General features: G+C 67.5%; 16 protein-coding genes. 5 read left to right on the forward strand and 11 right to left on the reverse strand.

Annotated elements, in window-relative coordinates; translation table 11 throughout:
- Positions 1 to 150 precede the first annotated feature (150 nt).
- The 11 genes from C7401_RS23325 to C7401_RS23375 all read right to left on the reverse strand — a co-directional run bounded on the left by C7401_RS23325 (position 151) and on the right by C7401_RS23375 (position 10,244).
- A complete protein-coding gene (locus tag C7401_RS23325; RefSeq protein ID WP_112173768.1) occupies positions 151 to 981 on the reverse strand; it encodes an N-acyl homoserine lactonase family protein in 831 nt (276 codons plus the stop codon).
- Positions 982 to 1,044: 63 nt separating this feature from the next.
- Positions 1,045 to 1,767, reverse strand: a complete 723-nt coding sequence (locus C7401_RS23330) for an IclR family transcriptional regulator (RefSeq protein ID WP_112173769.1) — start codon at positions 1,765 to 1,767, stop codon at positions 1,045 to 1,047.
- A gap of 28 nt (positions 1,768 to 1,795) precedes the next feature.
- Entirely contained in the window at positions 1,796 to 2,701 is a 906-nt protein-coding gene (locus C7401_RS23335; protein ID WP_112173770.1) for an NAD(P)-dependent oxidoreductase, read from the reverse strand.
- A 73-nt stretch (positions 2,702 to 2,774) separates the two neighbouring features.
- Positions 2,775 to 4,247, reverse strand: a complete 1,473-nt coding sequence (locus C7401_RS23340) for an aldehyde dehydrogenase (RefSeq protein WP_181565662.1) — start codon at positions 4,245 to 4,247, stop codon at positions 2,775 to 2,777.
- 18 nt (positions 4,248 to 4,265) lie between these two features.
- Positions 4,266 to 4,979: an ABC transporter ATP-binding protein gene (locus C7401_RS23345; protein WP_112173771.1), complete on the reverse strand. Its 714-nt coding sequence runs from the start codon at positions 4,977 to 4,979 to the stop codon at positions 4,266 to 4,268.
- Positions 4,966 to 5,778 (reverse strand): ABC transporter ATP-binding protein, encoded by an 813-nt coding sequence (locus tag C7401_RS23350; RefSeq protein ID WP_112173772.1) that lies wholly within the window; start codon positions 5,776 to 5,778, stop codon positions 4,966 to 4,968. The genes C7401_RS23345 and C7401_RS23350 overlap by 14 nt, the downstream gene beginning before the upstream one ends.
- Entirely contained in the window at positions 5,775 to 6,821 is a 1,047-nt protein-coding gene (locus C7401_RS23355; RefSeq protein WP_112173773.1) for a branched-chain amino acid ABC transporter permease, read from the reverse strand. The genes C7401_RS23350 and C7401_RS23355 overlap by 4 nt, the downstream gene beginning before the upstream one ends.
- Positions 6,818 to 7,687 carry a branched-chain amino acid ABC transporter permease gene (locus tag C7401_RS23360; RefSeq protein ID WP_112173774.1) on the reverse strand — a complete coding sequence of 290 codons (870 nt, stop codon included), beginning with the start codon at positions 7,685 to 7,687 and terminating at the stop codon, positions 6,818 to 6,820. Before C7401_RS23360 ends, C7401_RS23355 begins: the two co-directional genes overlap by 4 nt.
- A gap of 37 nt (positions 7,688 to 7,724) precedes the next feature.
- Complete coding sequence (locus tag C7401_RS23365; RefSeq protein ID WP_112173775.1) at positions 7,725 to 8,903, reverse strand: ABC transporter substrate-binding protein; 1,179 nt, start codon at positions 8,901 to 8,903, stop codon at positions 7,725 to 7,727.
- 46 nt (positions 8,904 to 8,949) lie between these two features.
- The gene (locus C7401_RS23370) at positions 8,950 to 9,846 is read right to left on the reverse strand and encodes an alpha/beta fold hydrolase (protein ID WP_112173776.1); all 897 of its coding nucleotides are present in this window, start codon (positions 9,844 to 9,846) and stop codon (positions 8,950 to 8,952) included.
- Entirely contained in the window at positions 9,846 to 10,244 is a 399-nt protein-coding gene (locus tag C7401_RS23375; RefSeq protein ID WP_224041539.1) for a hypothetical protein, read from the reverse strand. Before C7401_RS23375 ends, C7401_RS23370 begins: the two co-directional genes overlap by 1 nt.
- A gap of 367 nt (positions 10,245 to 10,611) precedes the next feature.
- Between C7401_RS23375 and C7401_RS23380 the strand changes: the two genes are divergently transcribed.
- The 5 genes from C7401_RS23380 to C7401_RS23400 all read left to right on the forward strand — a co-directional run bounded on the left by C7401_RS23380 (position 10,612) and on the right by C7401_RS23400 (position 16,792).
- Positions 10,612 to 11,925, forward strand: coding sequence for an MFS transporter (locus tag C7401_RS23380; RefSeq protein WP_220092842.1), 1,314 nt, complete (start codon positions 10,612 to 10,614; stop codon positions 11,923 to 11,925).
- Between the two features lie 90 nt (positions 11,926 to 12,015).
- Positions 12,016 to 13,440 carry an FAD-dependent tricarballylate dehydrogenase TcuA gene (gene tcuA / locus C7401_RS23385; RefSeq protein ID WP_112173777.1) on the forward strand — a complete coding sequence of 475 codons (1,425 nt, stop codon included), beginning with the start codon at positions 12,016 to 12,018 and terminating at the stop codon, positions 13,438 to 13,440.
- Entirely contained in the window at positions 13,427 to 14,596 is a 1,170-nt protein-coding gene (tcuB, locus tag C7401_RS23390; protein ID WP_112173778.1) for a tricarballylate utilization 4Fe-4S protein TcuB, read from the forward strand. Before tcuA ends, tcuB begins: the two co-directional genes overlap by 14 nt.
- A gap of 87 nt (positions 14,597 to 14,683) precedes the next feature.
- On the forward strand, positions 14,684 to 15,355 hold the full coding sequence (locus C7401_RS23395) for a GntR family transcriptional regulator (RefSeq protein ID WP_112173779.1): 672 nt from the start codon (positions 14,684 to 14,686) through the stop codon (positions 15,353 to 15,355).
- Positions 15,356 to 15,631: 276 nt separating this feature from the next.
- Positions 15,632 to 16,792 carry an efflux RND transporter periplasmic adaptor subunit gene (locus C7401_RS23400; protein ID WP_112173780.1) on the forward strand — a complete coding sequence of 387 codons (1,161 nt, stop codon included), beginning with the start codon at positions 15,632 to 15,634 and terminating at the stop codon, positions 16,790 to 16,792.
- Positions 16,793 to 16,797 lie beyond the last annotated feature (5 nt).

Genomic DNA, 16,797 nt, shown 5'->3' on the forward strand with positions numbered 1-16,797 from the left:
AGCCAGATACTGGGCACTACCTCGATAAATATAGTTCGTTTCAGGGAAAACACGGCAACGAGGCACGCAAGTCGCGCGACATCGAAGCGGCTCGCGGCGTCGCACAACGACGCCGCCGGATCGGGGTGACGGATTGCCTGGGCTTGCGGCTCAGATGGGTGCGCGCTCACCCACCGCGCCGCTCACGCAGTCCGAAGACACACAGGCGATCTTCAACCCCGCGCCCTCCACGAGCGGATAGCGTTCGAGCACCAGCGGGTCGTGCCCCGGAATGAAATGATCGGGGGAATCGGCCAACGCCATCAGCTTGCGGTAGCCCGCCAGCATCGCGGCAACGTCGGCGGCGATCGGAAACGGGTTGTTCTGCTCGAGGTTGGCGTAGTAGTGCGCGGCGTCGGAAGCCAGCACGATCCAGCCGCGCGCCGTATGCACGCGTACGGCTTGCAGGCCGCGCGTATGGCCGCCCACGAATACGCCTTCGATGCCGGGCTTGAGCGTCCAGTCGCCCGCGTGGAATTGCACGCGGTCCTCATAAACGCGCCGCACGAGGTCGCAGACGTCGTCGACCGAATACGCGCGCCGCAGGTAGGGCTCGCACATGCAGCGCCCGGTCGCGTATTCCACTTCGGCGTCCTGAATATGAATGCGCGCGGCGGGCAGTTTGTCGAGATTGCCCGCATGGTCCCAGTGCAGGTGCGTGAGGATGGCATCGGTGATATCGGCGGGCGCCACGCCGAGTGCGCCGAGCGCCTCGATGGGGCAGTGGTCGAGCTCGCGCTTGCGGCTCGCCGCGCTGCGCGCGCCGAAGCCGGTATCCACGAGCACGGTGGTCCCCGGTCCCTGGATCAGCCAGACGAAGAAGTCGAGCGGCATGGGGCCGTCGTGGTCTTCGAGGTACATGAAATTGTGGCGGCGCGGCCGCGGCATGCGAGCGAAGCGCAGCGCGTGAACCGTGTATTGGGGCAGGTCTGTTGTCGTCATGAAGGTTTGGATTGAAGTCTCGCGCGCCGCTCGATCGCCCCTCAGCCGGCTCTCAGTCGCCCGTCATGCGGCGGGCCAGCGGCCGCCCAGGCGTTCGCTGAGCGCGCGGCCCGCTGCGAGCAGCAGCGGCGTCATGTGGGCGATGGCTTCTTCTGAGTAGCGTTCGAGCGGGCCGGAAAGCGACAGCGCGCCGACGAACTGGTCGCCGCTGCCGAACACCGGGCACGATACGGCCGCGCACGAGGGGTTGCGTTCGCCGAACGAGGTGAAGACGAGCGGCGTGTCTTTCGGCAGCGAAGCGCATGCGCGCCCGAAGTAGTAGTTGATGACTTTCGCGGGCGCGCCGCGGCCAAGCGGCAGCAGGTCGCCCGCGTTGACGTTGTCGAGCGTCGAATGGCGCGAGTCGACGCGGAACAGGCACAGCCGTTGTTCCTCATCGTAGCGCACGTGAAACGACGCGCTTTCGGTGCCCTGGCCGACCAGCCGGTCGAGCGTTTCGAGCACGCGCTCGCGCAGCGGGTGGCTCGCGTCGTAGGCGCGGCCAAGCCGGAACGCGAGCGGGCCGAGCTCGTACTTGAGGTCGGGGCGCTGCACCACGAGCGCGCCTTTTTCCAGCGAGGCCACGAGGCGCAGAATCGTGCTCTTGTACAGGCCGGTGAGGCGCGAAAGCTCCGACAACGAAACCGGCGCGGCCGCGCCCTCGACGGCGGCCACGATGGCGAGCGCGCGGTCGACGGCGGCGACGCCTTCTGCGTCTTTGGGCGGGGTGGCGGTTTCCTGGGTCATGGGCAAGGCGTGATGGAGAGCGAAAGCGTTATTTTCCCTCAAAGAGCAGGCTGATGGCCGGTGCGTACCGTTCGCCATGCCCGGCGGCAATGGCGCGGTCGAACGTCTCGACCAGATTGCGCGCGCCGCATGCGTCCACGCCCACGCGCTCGGCGAGCGCCACCGCGTAGCTCACGTCCTTGCGGGCGTACGAAACCGGAAAGGCCTTTTCCGGAAACGCTTGCGGCAGGATCGCCTTGAAGCCGTGGTTGCGCAGCGCGAAGCTGTCCGCGGAGCCTTTCGAGAGCGCGTCGAACAACACCTGCGGATCGACACCGGCGCGCCGCCCGATTGCGGCGGCCTCGGCCAGTGCGAGCACGGTTTCGTAGAGCACCATGTTGTTGAGGATCTTCACCACCTGGCCCGCGCTCACCTTGCCCGCGTGCAGCACGTCGCTCGCGAAGGTGCGGATCAGCGGTTCGAGGCGCGCGTACAGGTCGGCGTCGGCGCCCACGGGCACGGCGAGCGTGCCGGCTTCGGCGGCGGCGCGCGTGCGCATCACGGGGGCGTCGGCAAAGCGCACGTGGCGGCGAGCGAGCGCTTCGGCCACGTCGAGCGTGATGTCGACCGACGAGGTGGAGAGATCCACCACGCACTGGCCTTCATGCAGGCGCGCGGCGAGGCCGTCCTCGCCGTTGCTGCCATCGGCGCCGCATACGACCGAGCGCACGGCCTCGCCCGAAGGCAGGGAAAGGAAAATGATGGACGCCTCGTTGGCGATCTGCTCGACGCTGGCGCGCGTGACACCGTGCTGCGCGAGCCGTTCGAGCGGCTCGGGGTTGCGGTCGCACGCCAGCACGCGCGCGCCGCTTTTGGTGGCGAGATGGCGGCACATGGGCTCGCCCATGACGCCGACACCGATAAAGCCGAGAACGAGAGAAGCGGGTTGGGTCATCAATTGAAATCCGTATGGGTTTGCAAGGAAAATGCGGAATCGGGAGCGCCTGAATGAGACTATCAAGTCGCTATCAAGCCGGCACATTGGCCGGATTCATGCTCCAGTAAATCCCTTTCGACTGCTGATAGAGCCGCACGCCGCTCACGCCTTTCTCGCGGCCGATGCCGCTTTCCTTGAAGCCGCCGAAGGGCGTGGCGATCGAAAGCTGCTTGTACGTGTTGATCCAGACGGTGCCCGCTTCGAGCGCGCGCGCCACGCGCCATGCGCGCTGGTAGTCGGCGCTCCAGATGCCGGAGGCGAGGCCGAACACGGTGTCGTTGGCCTGGGCGATCAGATCGTCTTCGTCGTCGAACGGCAGCACGCACAGCACCGGGCCGAAAATCTCTTCCTGCACGGTGCGCGCGCGGTTGGAGAGCCCCGTGACGATGGTCGGCAGGTAGAACGAGCCGGCGTCGAGCCGCGCGTCGTCCGGGCGCGCGCCGCCGCACACGATTTCACCGCCTTCGGCACGCGCGGCGTCGACGAGCGACTCGATGCGCGCGCGATGCGCGAAGCCCGCGACCGGCCCCATTTGCGCGCCTTCGGCGTCGGGCAGATCCACGCGCAGGGCGCGCGCGCGCTGCGCGAGTTTTTCGACCACGGCTCCGAGCACGCGGCGTTGCACGAAAAGACGCGAGCCCGCCACGCACGACTGGCCGCTGCCTTCGAAGATGCCGTCCACCACACCGGCGACGGCGGCGTCGAGATTCGCGTCGGCGAACACGATATGCGGCGACTTGCCGCCCAGTTCGAGACCGACCGGGATCAGGCGCTGCGCCGCGACCCCCGCGATGGCGCGCCCGCTCGCGGTGCCGCCCGTGAACGACACCATGCCCACGCCGGGATGCGCGACCAGCGCCTTGCCCGCGAGCGCGCCGGTGCCGGGCACCACGTTGAGCACGCCGCGCGGCAACCCCGCTTCGAGCGCGATGCGGCCGACGCACAGCGCCGCGGAAGGCGTGATTTCCGAGGGCTTGAGCACCACGGCGTTACCGGCCGCGAGCGCGGGCGCGACCTTTTGCGCTTCCATGGTGAGCGGCGAGTTCCACGGGGTGATGGCGGCCACGACGCCATAAGGCTCGTAGGCGGTCATCGAAAGATAGTCGCCGCGCGAGGGCGTGACTTCCGCACCGAGCGTCTCGCAGACGGCCGCGTAGTAGCGCCAGGTCGAGGCGGCGCTCGCCACCTGGGCGAGGCACTCCTTCCACACCTTGCCGTTCTCGATCATCTGAAGCTGTGCGAGTTCCGCGGCATTCGCGTCGATGCCGTCGGCGATTTTCGCGAGCACGCGCGCGCGCACATGCGGCAGCATGGTGCGCCACGCTTTCGAGGCGGCGGCTGCGCGCGCGCTTTGCACGGCGGCGGCGATCTGCGTGTCGCCCGCGGCGCTCACGCGGTAGTTCACCGCGCCATTCGCGGGATTCACCGACTCGAAGGCGTGGCTGTCGTCGCGCACCCACTCTCCGTCGATCAGCATGGGCTTCAGTTCGTCATTCGATTTCATCGTGTTCGTTTCCTTGGGTCAGATGCCGAGAAAGGCTTTTTGCACGTCGGCGTCGGCCAGCAACTCCGCGCCCGTGCCGCTGCGTGTGATCGCGCCCTGTTCGAAAACGTAGGCGCGCCGCGAGAGCTTGAGCGCGAGCCGCGCGTTCTGCTCGACGAGCAGGACGGCGAGGCCCCGTTCGCGGTTCAGGCGTTCGATGGCCTCGGCGATTTCGGCGACGATCTTCGGCGCAATACCGAGCGACGGCTCGTCGAGCATCAGCAGCGCGGGCTGCGCCATGAGCGCGCGGCCAATGGCGACCATCTGCTGCTCGCCGCCCGAAAGGGAACCCGCCTGCTGGCGGCGGCGCTCCGCCACGCGTGGAAAGAGCGCGTAGATCTCGTCGAGCGTGCGTTGCTTGACCGCGCGCGAGCGCACCGTGTGTGCGCCCACTTCGAGGTTTTCGAGCACCGTCATGTCCGCGAACAGGCGGCGGCCTTCGGGCGAGAGCGCGATGCCGCGCGTCACGCGCTGGGCCGCGCCGCGCGCGCGCACGGATTCGCCGTCCCACAGGATGTCGCCGGAGGCGGCGGGCACGAGGCCCATGACGGCCTTGAGCGTGGTGGATTTGCCCGCGCCGTTCGAGCCGATCAGGGCGACGATCTCGCCTTGCGCCACTTCGAACGACGCGTTGCGCACCGCTTCGATCTGGCCGTAGTGCACGGCGAGGCGGCTGACTTCAAGCGTGCGCATGGTCGGGCGCTCCCAGGTAGGCTTCGATGACGGCGGCGTCGCCGCGCACCCCGGCGGGGGACGCGTCAGCGATCTTGCGGCCCTGCACGAGCACGACAATGCGGTCGCACAGGCTCATGACGAGCGCCATGTGGTGCTCGACCAGCAGCAGCGTGAGCTTGCGCTCGGCGCGCAGGGTGCGCAGCAGTTCGCCGAAGGCCACGCACTCTTCGGGGTTCAGTCCCGCGGCCGGTTCGTCGAGCAGCAGCAACTGCGGGCGCGTGGCGATGCCGATCGCCACGCCGAGTTTCTTCTGGAGTCCGTATGGAAGCGCGCCGGCCAGGGTGTCGCGCACGGGACCGAGCCCCGTGAGTTCCAGCACCTCGTCCACTTCGTGGCGCAGGCGTTCGAGGTTCGCGCGTTGCAGCATGCCGCCGCGCCACTGCGTCCATACGGAGCCGGGCAGCGTGGAGATCGCGCCGCGATAGAGGTTCTCGGCCACGCTCACCTGCGGATACACCGCCGCCGACTGGAACGTGCGCGCGAGCCCGAGGCGCACGACGCGGCTGGGCGCAAGCCCGGTGATGTCGTGTTCGCCAAGATGCACGGTGCCCGCGCTCGGCTTGAGCGCGCCGCAAATCAGGTTGAAGGCGGTGCTCTTGCCCGCGCCGTTCGGGCCGATGAGGCCCACGGTTTCACCGGCGGCCACATCGAAGCCGAGATCCTGCACGGCGCGCAGGCCGCCGAAACGTTTGGACAGGCCCTGCACGCGCAGGAGCGGCGCGGGGGCGTGGGTTGGGGCGTGGGTTGTGCCGTTCATTGCGCACCTCGCTGCGGACGACGGAAATGGGCAGCAAAACGAGCGGCAAAACGACCCGGCACGCTCGCGAGACCTTGCGGCATGAAGCGCAGGATCAGGATGAGCGCGCAGCCGTAGAAGATGTTCTGCGTTTGCACCGCGCCGCGAAAGAGTTCGGGCAGCGGCGTCATGATGAGCGCGCCCACCAGCGGCCCGAGCGCATAGCGCCGGCCGCCCACCACCAGCATGATGATGAGGCTGACCGAAAGGCCGTACTGGAAGCTCTCGGGCGAAACGAAGCCGATATACGGGGCGAGCAGCGCGCCCGACAATCCGGCAAACGCGCCCGCCGCCGTGAAGGCGAAGTGCTGCGTGCGCCGCACGCCGAGCCCGCTCGCTTCGGCCAGCGCCGCGTTTTCGCCGACCGCCTCGATCGTGTGACCGGCGGGCGAGCGGAACAACGCGACGAGCGCGCCGATCGACAGCAGCGCGAGACCGGCCGCGAGGCAGTAGAACGACAGGCTGGAGTCGAGCGCGAAGCCGAACAGCGAGGCGGGCGGAATGCCCGCGATGCCGTTCGCGCCGCCCGTCATGCTCTCCCAGGCGAGCATGACGAGCCGCACGAACTCGCCGAACGCAAACGTGAGCAGAACGAAGTACACGCCGCGCAGGCGCAGCATGACGAAGCCGAGCAGGAGCGCGACACCGGCGGCGCACACCGTGGCGCACAGCGCCGCGAGCGCGAACGGCAGGTTCAGGCGCATGGAGGCGAGCGCGCAGACATAAGCCCCGATGCCGACGAACGCGCCGTGGCACAGCGACACCTGGCCCGTGCGCGTGAGAATGGCGAGCCCTGTGACGGCAATGGCGTTGATCGCCACGAGCACGGCGAGGTGCAGATAGAAGGGCCGTTGCAGCACGATGGGGATGGCGGCGAGCAGCACGAGCGCAACGGGCGTGATGAGCGCCGTGCGGTGCGTGAGCCCGCGGCGCGGCGGCGCGGAACTGGGCGCGAGCGCGCCGCCGCCCGCGAGCGCGCGGTTGGAAAGAGGTTTGGTTTTCATGCCGTGGAGCGGCCGAAGAGGCCGGTGGGACGAATGATCAGGATCGCCATCACGAGCCCGAAGATCGCGATGTCGGAAACGCTGCCGTCGAGAAACGTGCTGCCGAGACTCTCCGCCACGCCTAGCAGCAGGCTGGCGAGCGCGGCGCCGGGAATGCTGCCGAGGCCGCCGAGAATGACCACGATGAAGGCCTTGAGCATGGGCGTCGCGCCGATGAAGGGCGACACCGAAAAGAGCGGCGCCATCAACGCGCCCGCCACCGCGGCGAGCCCCACGCCGAGGCCAAAGCCGAGCGGATAGACGAGGCGCGCGCGTATGCCTTGCGCCGTGGCGATCTCCATGTCCTGCACGACGGCCCGCAACGCGCGGCCCCAGCGCGTCCAGCGCAGGAATACGTAGAGCAGGGCGAGCGCCGCGGCCGAGCAGCCGACCACGACGAGGCGCGAGGCGGGCAGCATGACCGGCCCGAGGCTCACCGCGCCCACGGCTACCGGCGGCATGAACTGCGGGTCGGGGCCGAACGCGATGAGCGCCAGGTTTTGCAGGATCATGCCGAGCCCGATGGTGGCGATCATGCCGTTCAGTTCGTCGTTGCGAAACGGCTTGAGCACGACCCACTCGACGAACCCGCCGAACAGCACGGCCGCGACGAAGGCGAGCAGCACGGCGGCATAGAACGTCAGGTGCCAGTCGGACACGAACACGTAGGCGGCGACCGCGCCGAGCATGTAGAACTCGCTGTGCGCGAAGTTGACGATACGCATCACGCCGAAAACGAGTGTGAAGCCCACCGCCATCAGCAGATACAGCAGTCCGATGATGACGCCGTTGCTCAGCGCCTGAACGATCAGGGAGGTCAGGTCCATGGTGGCGATCTCCGTTGGAGGGCGGCGGAGCGCGGCGTCACTGGCAGGCCGCGGGCGTGCAGCGCGCGCGCACCACTTCCTGGCCGTCCTTGACTTCGGCGATATAGAAAGGCGCGTCGATCTGATGATTGATGCCGTACTTCGCCGCGCCGGTCCAGTTCAGTTGCCCGAGAATGCCGGCGTAGTTCTTCGTCGATTCGAGGGCGTTTTTTACGCGTTCGCTGTCGGTCACGGTGCCGGCCTGCTGCATGGCGGCGAACAGCATGTGCGTGCCGTCATAGAACGCGGGGCTGAAACCGTTCATGCGCTTGCCGTATTTCTTGTAGTAGCGCGCCGAGTAGTCCTGCACGGCCTTGTTCGCGGGATCGATCGGCGTGTTCACGAGCATGCCTTCCGCTGCGTCCTTGCCCGCTACCGCGACGATCTCGGCTGTGGCCGGTCCGCCGCTGCGCACGATCAGCCCCTTGAAGCCCAGTTCGCGCGCCTGGCGCACGATCAGGCCGGCGGTGGCGGGAGAGTTGCCGTCGAGTTCGATCGTGTCGACGCCGGTGGCGATGATGCGCGTGAGCAGCGGGACCATGTCCACGCGCTGGCGCTCGAAGAATTCCTTCGAGGAAAGCTGCGCACCCGCGCGCGCATAGGAGGCGTCGAGATCGCGCGCGATCTGCTGGCCGGTTTCGTCGTTCGGGAACAGCGCGCCGACCTTGCGGATATGTTTGGCCTTCACGAGCCAGTCGATCTGCGGCTGCGAGGTTTCCTCGGTCGTGAGGTTCGGGCGGAACGCATAGGGCTTGTCCTTGCCGAGCGCCTTGGGCGTGAAGCCGAGCGTGAGGATGATGACCTTGTTGCGCTCGGTGACCGGTTCGATGGCAAGCGCCGCCGCCGCGCCCACGGGGCCGATGATGTACTTGACCTGGTCCTCCGAAACAAGCCGGTTCGCAGCGGTCACGGCGTCGTTCGCCTGGTACTTGTCGTCGTACGGGACCACCTGGACCTTGTACTTCTTGCCGCCGACGTCGAGGCCGCCCTTGGCGTTCACGTCGTCGGCGGCGAGTTCTGCGCCGTAGAGCAGCGCCTGGCCCCAGGCCGCGCCCGCCCCGGACAACGTGACGATCGCGCCGATCTTGAGCGTGTCCTGCGCGTGCGCGGCGCTCGCGCCGAAGGCGCCCAGGGTGCCGATGGCGGCAAGCGCGGCGGCGGCAATACGGTGGTTCATCGAGAGTCTCCTTTTCTGGTTCTGTGTCTGTTTCTGGTGTGTCTTGTCAAACGTCGCGCGAGGCGGCGTGAATGCGATCGAGCACGGGCAGCAGATAGCGCCGGAACTGCGCGGGGTTTTCGCTCATCGGAAAGTGACCGACCTCTTTCATTTCGATCACTTCGGCGCCAGCGATGCCGGCCGCCGTGCGCCGCGTGTCGTCGGGCGAGCACGAAAAGTCGTATTCGCCGGTCAGCAGCCAGAGCGGCGTGACCGTGGTGTCGATGTTGCCGAGACGGCCGCGCAGATCGCCGTCCACGCGGTAGAAGTGCAGGTCGCCGCGAAACACGCCGGGGCCGCCCTGCATGTATTGCCAGAGCGTTTCGTCGCGGTACTGCGCGGGGCTTTGCGGCGCCACGAGCCCGGAGACGAGCGCTGCGCACACTTCGCCGCCGTGGACGTCGCCGCGATGCAGCCAGGATGTGTCGTACCAGGGCGCCTGGTAGTCGGCGGCTTCGACGCCGATCAGCGCGCGAAACTCGGGGCCGTGGTCGTTGGCGAGTTGCAGGACGATGCGCCCGCCGATCGAGCAGCCCATGACGACCGGCTGGTCCAGCCCGAGCGCGCCGATCACCGCGCGGATCGTCTCCACATAGCGCGCCGTCGTGAGGGCGTATTCGCCGGGTTGCGCGCCGGGCGGCGGATACGACTTGCCGTGCCACGGCATGTCGAAGGCGATCACGCGAAAGCGTTCGGTGATGGCGTCGTCGCACATCAGGTGGCGGTACTGGCGCGCGTCGGCGCCTGCGGTGTGAAGGCACACGAGCGGGATACCCTGTCCCGCTTCTTCCACGTACACGCGGCAGGCCTCACCGCCGATGGGCACGCTCAGATAGCGGCCGATGATCGCCTCGTACGGGGGCACGGCCTGCGGCTTGTCGCGGCTCTGGAATTCGGCGCTCATCAGCGGGCCTCCTGGCGCGGCAGGTTGAGGACGTCTTTCACGTATTGCAGGTGCGCCAGCAGGAATTGCATGTCGCCTTCGATATGCATCTCGCCGCGTTTGGTGAGCGCGAACAGGTCGTGCCAGCCGGCGCGCGGCATGGTCTCCCACAACGCCTGCCATGCGCGTGCGCTGCCGCTGACCGAGAGGCGCGTGGCGTGCAGCAAGGGCACGCGCGCCTCGCAGGCGCTCACGCGGCCCGCCTCGCAACGCACGAGATGCGCGATCGAACCGATCCGCACGATCCAGTCGGCGGTGAACGTCGGCGCGCGCCGGGCGAACGCGTCGCTGCGCGCTTCCGGACGCTTCATTGCGGTGACGAGGCGCTCGCTCAGCGCCTGCTCGTCGATGCTGGTCACGTGACCTCCTTGCGGTTCGGTTTGCTTCGATGGTCTGCTAGACAGACCGTCTGTTCTGTTTTATGAGTGAAGTTTCGCGACGAAGGACAGTCGAGTCAAGCGGATTGAAGCCAGGGAATGTCCTGGGAGAAGCCCGGTGAGGCGCCTGGATATTCAAGTAAATCGATGATTGAAAGGGGTAAACAGCGCCGATCCGATTTTTCGCCCCCATTTTTTCGGCGCTGAAAACCGGCTTCTCTAACTTCCCGCCTGCTCACTGCCTCTTGAGTATTGCTGGATCAATGTATACATTTCAGCCTCGTGCAAGACGACGCATGTAGACATTGAAGGCGGGCGCTGCGAGCAGCCCGCAAGAGGAGACGACATCGTGGTGATCGACGAACAAGTGGTGCTCGGCCGGATACGCCGGCACATCCTGCCCCTCTTGATGCTGTGTTATTTCGCGGCCTATCTGGACCGGGTCAACCTCAGTTTTGCCGCGCTTTCGATGAACGCCGATCTGGGGCTGTCGGCGTCCGTGTTCGGCGCGGGGGCGGGCATCTTTTTCCTCGGCTACGTTTTGTTCGAAGTGCCAAGCAATATGGCGATGCAGCGCTTCGGCGCGCGCCGCTGGTTCGCGCGCATCATGCTTTCGTGGAGCGTGATCTCGCTGCTGTTCGCCTTCGTGCGCACGACGCCGCAATTCCTGGGGCTGCGCTTCCTGCTCGGCGTGGCCGAGGCCGGCTTCTACCCTGGCGTGATGTTGTTTCTCACGCGTTGGTTTCCTTCGGCCTCGCGCGCTCGCATGATCGGCGCGTTCGCCGTGGCGTTGCCCGCTTCGGCGGCGATCGGCGCGCCGGTCTCGGGGTTCATTCTCAATCTGCATGGCTTTCTTGGCCTGCGCGGCTGGCAGTGGCTGTTCATTCTCGAAGCGTTGCCCTCGCTCGTACTTGGCTTCGTGCTGCTGCGCAAGCTGGTCGATTCCCCGCGCGAGGCGCACTGGCTCGCAGCCGACGAAAGAGCGTGGCTGGAGCGAACGCTCGCGGCCGAGCGCCGCGCGTTGCCGCCATCGTCCGCGCACGGCGCGGCGGGCGCATGGGGCGCGCTGCGCAATCCGCTCGTGTGGCTGCTGGGCTTCATTTATTGCGGCATCGTCGCCGCGAATTACGGCGTGAGCTTCTTCTTGCCGCAGATCGTCCGGGCGTTCGGCGTGTCGTTGACGGCTGTCGGCCTGCTGTCTTCGCTGCCCTTCGTGGCCGGCGCGCTCGGCCTGCTGTGGTGGGGCGCGCGCTCGGACAAGCGGCGCGAGCGGCGCTGGCATCTGCTCGTGCCCGGCATCGTCGCGGTGCTCGCGCTGATCGTTGCGGCCGCAACCGACTATCCGCCGCTGCGCTTCGGCGCGCTGGTGTGCGCAGGGTTCGGCGCGTTCGCGAACCTGCCGGTGTTCTGGACGCTGCCCGCCTCGATGCTGCCGGAGAGCGAGGCGCCGGCCGGCATCGCGGTGGTGAGCTCGATCGGCAACGTGGCGGGCTTTGCCGCGCCCTATGCGGTGGGCGCGCTCAAGGATATGACCGGCACGTTTGCCAGCGGCATGGCGGCGCTCGCGGTCTTCATCGCCGTGACGGTGGTGGTGGCGGCGCGTGTGGTGAACCGGCGCTCAGGTGTCGCGCAAGGGCTCGTCGCGCCGGACGCGGGCGCTTGAGAGGCAAATGCGACACAAGCGCGAGAGCAGCGCTCGATGAACGCAGCGCCTGAATTGACGTATCGGACTGGAAGGGAGAGAAGGGAACTCATGATAGATGTGCTCGTGATCGGCGGCGGCAACGCTGCGCTGTGCGCCGCGCTGATGGCGCGCGAAGCGGGGGCTTCGGTGCTGATGCTGGAGGCCGCGCCCCGCGCCTGGCGCGGCGGGAACTCGGCGCATACGCGCAACCTGCGTTGCATGCACGACGCCCCGCAGGACGTGCTGGTCGACGCCTACCCGGAAGAGGAGTACTGGCAGGATCTGTTGAAAGTCACGGGCGGGCTGACCGACGAAAAGCTGGCGCGGCTCGTCATACGCGCGTCGTCGAACTGCCGCGGCTGGATGCGCCGCCACGGCGTGCATTTCCAGCCGCCGCTTTCCGGCGCACTGCACGTGGCGCGCACGAACGCGTTTTTCATGGGCGGCGGCAAGGCGCTCGTCAACGCCTACTATCGCAGCGCCGAAAAGCTGGGCGTGCAGATTCGCTACGAAACGCCGGTGCAAACGCTCGATCTCGACGACGGACGCTTCATCGCGGCGCGCCTCGCCAACGGCGAACGCATTGCGGCGCGCAGCTGCGTGCTGGCGGCGGGCGGCTTCGAATCAAATCGTGAATGGCTGCGCGAAGCGTGGGGCCAGGTGAACGGCGAATGGGTCGCGGACAACTTTCTGATTCGCGGCACGCGCTACAACCAGGGCGTGCTGCTGCGTCACATGATCGATGCGGGCGCCGACATGACCGGCGACGCCTCGCAGTCCCACTGCGTGGCCATCGACGCGCGCGCGCCGCTCTATGACGGTGGCATCTGCACGCGGGTGGACTGCGTGTCGCTCGGCGTCGTGGTGAACCGCCAGGCACAGCGCTTCTACGACGAAGGCGAGGACTTCTGGCCCAAGCGCTATGCGATCTGGGGGCGTCTCGTTGCGCAGCAGCCCGGTCAGATCGCCTGGTCGATCATCGACAGCAAGGCCGTGGGCCGTTTCATGCCGCCCGTGTTCCCCGGCACCAGGGCCGGGTCGCTGCCGGAGCTGGCGCGCGCCATCGGTCTCGACGAACCGGCGTTCATGCAGACGCTGAACGCCTTCAACGCATCGTGCAAGGTCGGCAGCTTCGATCACGCGGTGCTCGACGATTGCCACACGCAAGGCATCGCGCCGCAAAAGAGCCACTGGGCCTTGCCGCTCGACACGCCGCCGTTCTACGCGTACGCGCTGCGGCCGGGCATTACGTTCACCTATCTGGGATTGAAAACCGACGAGACGGCCGCGGTGCGCTTTGGCGGCCGTGCGAGTCCGAACCTGTTCGTGGCGGGAGAAATGATGGCGGGCAATGTGCTGGGCAAGGGCTATACGGCGGGAGTCGGCATGTCGATCGGCACGGCGTTTGGCCGTATCGCCGGAACGAATGCGGCGAGCGCGGCGCGCGGGGCGGCCGATTCACAACGCAATGGAGCCTTGCATGCAGCAGCTTGACGCCCTCACTCGCGAAGCCAGTGCGCTCGGCGCGGGCGAATACGCCGCTGTCGATGCGCGCGCCGCCGAACAGGAAGTGGCGCGCGTGATGCAGATCTGCAATGCGTGCCGTTACTGCGAAGGATTTTGCGCCGTGTTTCCGGCCATGACGCGCAGGCTGGAGTTCAATCGCAGCGACGTGCATCTGCTGGCGAACCTTTGCCACAACTGTAGCGCCTGCCTCCATGCGTGCCAGTACGCGCCGCCCCACGAATTCGCCGTGAACGTGCCGCGCGCGATGGCGCAGGTGCGCGCTCACACCTATCGCGAGTACGCGTGGCCGGCCGCGCTGGGTTCGCTGTACGCGCGGGCCGGGCTCGCGGTGGCGCTGGCGACGGCGGGCAGCCTCGCCGTGTTCCTGATGCTGGCCATCGCGCTAACGGGCGGCCTGAATACGCAGCCGGGCGACGCGAACTTCTATGCAGTGTTTCCGCACAATCTGCTTGCCGTGCTGTTTGGCCTGGTGCTGCTGTTCGTCTGCGGCGTGTTTGGCGTTGGCGTCGCGCGTTTCTGGCGCGAGGGCGAGGCGCATCCGGTCGAAGCCGGTGCGATCGGCGAAGCGGTGCACGATGTGCTGTCGCTGCGCTATCTGGGCGGCGGCCACGGCGAGGGATGCAACAACGAGAGCGATGCGTTCACGCTGGCGCGACGCCGCTTTCATCACCTGACGTTCTACGGCTTCATGCTGTGCTTCGCCGCGACCTGCGTGGCGACGGGCTATCACTATCTGCTGGGCTACGAGGCGCCTTATCCCTTGTTCAGCGTGCCGGTGGTGCTGGGCACGCTGGGCGGCCTGGGCTTGCTCGTCGGACCGGCGGGCCTGCTGTGGCTCAACCTGAGGCGCAATCCGCTCCAGACCGATCCCGGCCAGAAGCCCATGGATCGCGGCTTTATCGCCTTGCTGCTGCTCGTTGCGGGCAGCGGGCTGCTGCTGCTGGCGCTGCGCGAGCAGGCGAGCATGCCGTTCTGGCTCGCGCTGCATCTGGGCTGCGTGATGGGGCTGTTCCTGACCATGCCGTATGGCAAGTTCGCGCACGGCATCTACCGCAGCGCCGCGCTGCTCAAATGGGCGGTCGAAAAGCGCCGGCCCGCCAGGCTCAAGCTCGGCGGCGACTAAACCACGAAGCAGGGCGCCCGGCTCCCGGCGGATACAATGACGCCTTGAATTCGCGCCGGGCGCCCTGGCACGACCTGCCGTCTCACCATGCCACTCAAACCGTTTACCTCCGAGGACGACGAGAACCCGGCGCTGCCGCGCGCCGAGTTCGTCTACCGGCAACTGCGCAGCGCCATTCTGGAAGGTGGGCTGCCGGCCGGCACGCGGCTGCGCGAGATCGAACTGGCGCAGCAGATGGAAGTGAGCCGCACGCCCGTGCGCGAGGCGTTGCGCCGTCTGGAGAGCGAAGGCATGGTGACGGCCGACCGCGCGCGCGGCCTGATCGTCACCGAACTCACGGGCGAGATGGTGCGCGAGTTGTACGCGATGCGCGAGATGCTGGAAGGCACGGCCGCGGCATGGGCGGCGCGCAACGCCACGGCGGTCGAGCTGGCGGCGCTGCGCACCATTGCGGACCAGGACGCCGCGCTCGTGGGCGATCCGCTGCGCCTCGCGAGGAACAATCATCTGTTTCATCAAACGCTGTACCGGGCCGCGCATAACCGCTATCTGCTGAAATCGCTCAGCTCGCTTCAGGCTTCGATTGCGCTGCTTGGCAGCACGGGACTGGCCGCCGGACAGCGCGCGCATTTCGCGGTGAGCGAGCATCAGGCGCTCCTCGCCGCCATCGAGCGCCATGACGCGCGCAGCGCCGAGGACATCGCGCGCTCGCATATTCGCGGCGCGCTGGAGGCGCGGATGCTGGTGTTGGGGCGGTAGGTTTTTTTGGGGCCGGTTTTCCTCTGCGTAGCGTGTTTTTCAGCGTCCAGTCTCCCGTATCCCGTGGCTAGAGGATGATCGCCGTTGCCCTATCCGTACGGGAAACATAGGGAATTGCATTTCGAGCGGTGCCCGTAAATGGCAGTCGAGGGAGCGACCGCAAGGCGTTTATGGTTAACTACGTGCGTGACATCGCCATGAGGCGATCAAGCTCACGCGTGACGAGCCATCGGACGCCGAAACCTACCGTCCAGATCTTCTTCGGTGGAGCCTCGAGTGCCAGACTTCGAACCCAAACGCTGTCGACCGTGGCTGATCGTTCTTGCGGCGCTGTTGCCGCTGGCGGGTTTCGGATGCCGCGACCAGCAAGCCCAGAGCGGCGCGGCGCCGCCGCCGAGCGTGCTGGTCGAAACGGTTGCGGCGCACGCCATCCCCCGTGTGATCGAATTGCCGGGCCGCATCGAAGCGATCCGCTCCGCGGAGGTGCGCGCCCGCGTGGACGGTATCGTCGAGCGGCGTCTGTTCGAGGAGGGCACCGACGTGCGCGCCGGCGCGCCGCTCTTTCTCATCGATCCGCGCGACTACCAGGCCGCATTGCAGCAGGTGCAGGCGGCGCTCAACCGGGCTCAGGCCGTGCGCGGCAATGCGGCCTCCGAGGTCGCGCGCTTCAAGCCGCTGGTGGCGCGCCAGGTCGTGAGCGCCCAGGAATACGAGGCCGCGACTGCCGCGCTCGAGCAGGCCGAGGCGAACGTTGCGGACGCACGCGCCGCCGTGACGCTGGCGCAACTGCGTCTCGATCGTTGCACGGTTCGCGCGCCGATTGCCGGCCGCGTGGGGCGGGCGCTCGTCACCGAAGGCGCGCTCGTCAGTGCGGCGGGCGCGACCTTGCTCACGCAGGTCAATCAGCTCTCGCCCGTGAACGCCGTTTTCACGCAGTCGAATATTTCGCTGCTGGAAGTACGCAAACAAATCGCGTCGGGTTCGCTCTCCGCGCCGGCCGCCGAGAGCGCAAACGTGCGTCTCACGCTCGCGAACGGCGACGATTATGGCGAGACGGGCGTGCTCGACTTCACCGATCTCGTCGTCGATCCTTCCACCGGCACCCAGGTTCTGCGCGCGCGCTTCAATAATGCGTCGCGCATTCTGTTGCCAGGGCAGTTCGTGCGCGGGCGCATCGTGATCGGCACGATACCGAACGGCCTGGCCGTGCCCGCGCGCGCCGTGCAGTTCGACAACAACGCCACGAGCCTTTCGCTCGTTGCCGAAGACGGCACCGTCGTGCGGCGCAATGTCGTTCTCGGCCCCCAGGAAGCGGGCCAATGGGTGGTGAAGGATGGGCTGGAGCCGGGTGAGCGAGTGATTGTCGACGGCTGGCAGCGGGTGCAGCCGGGGCAGCGCGTGGACGCCCAGCCCGCCGCCGCCCCGAGCCACTCCTGAGCGGC

The organism is Paraburkholderia unamae (assembly GCF_003268775.1).
Taxonomy (GTDB): domain Bacteria; phylum Pseudomonadota; class Gammaproteobacteria; order Burkholderiales; family Burkholderiaceae; genus Paraburkholderia; species Paraburkholderia unamae.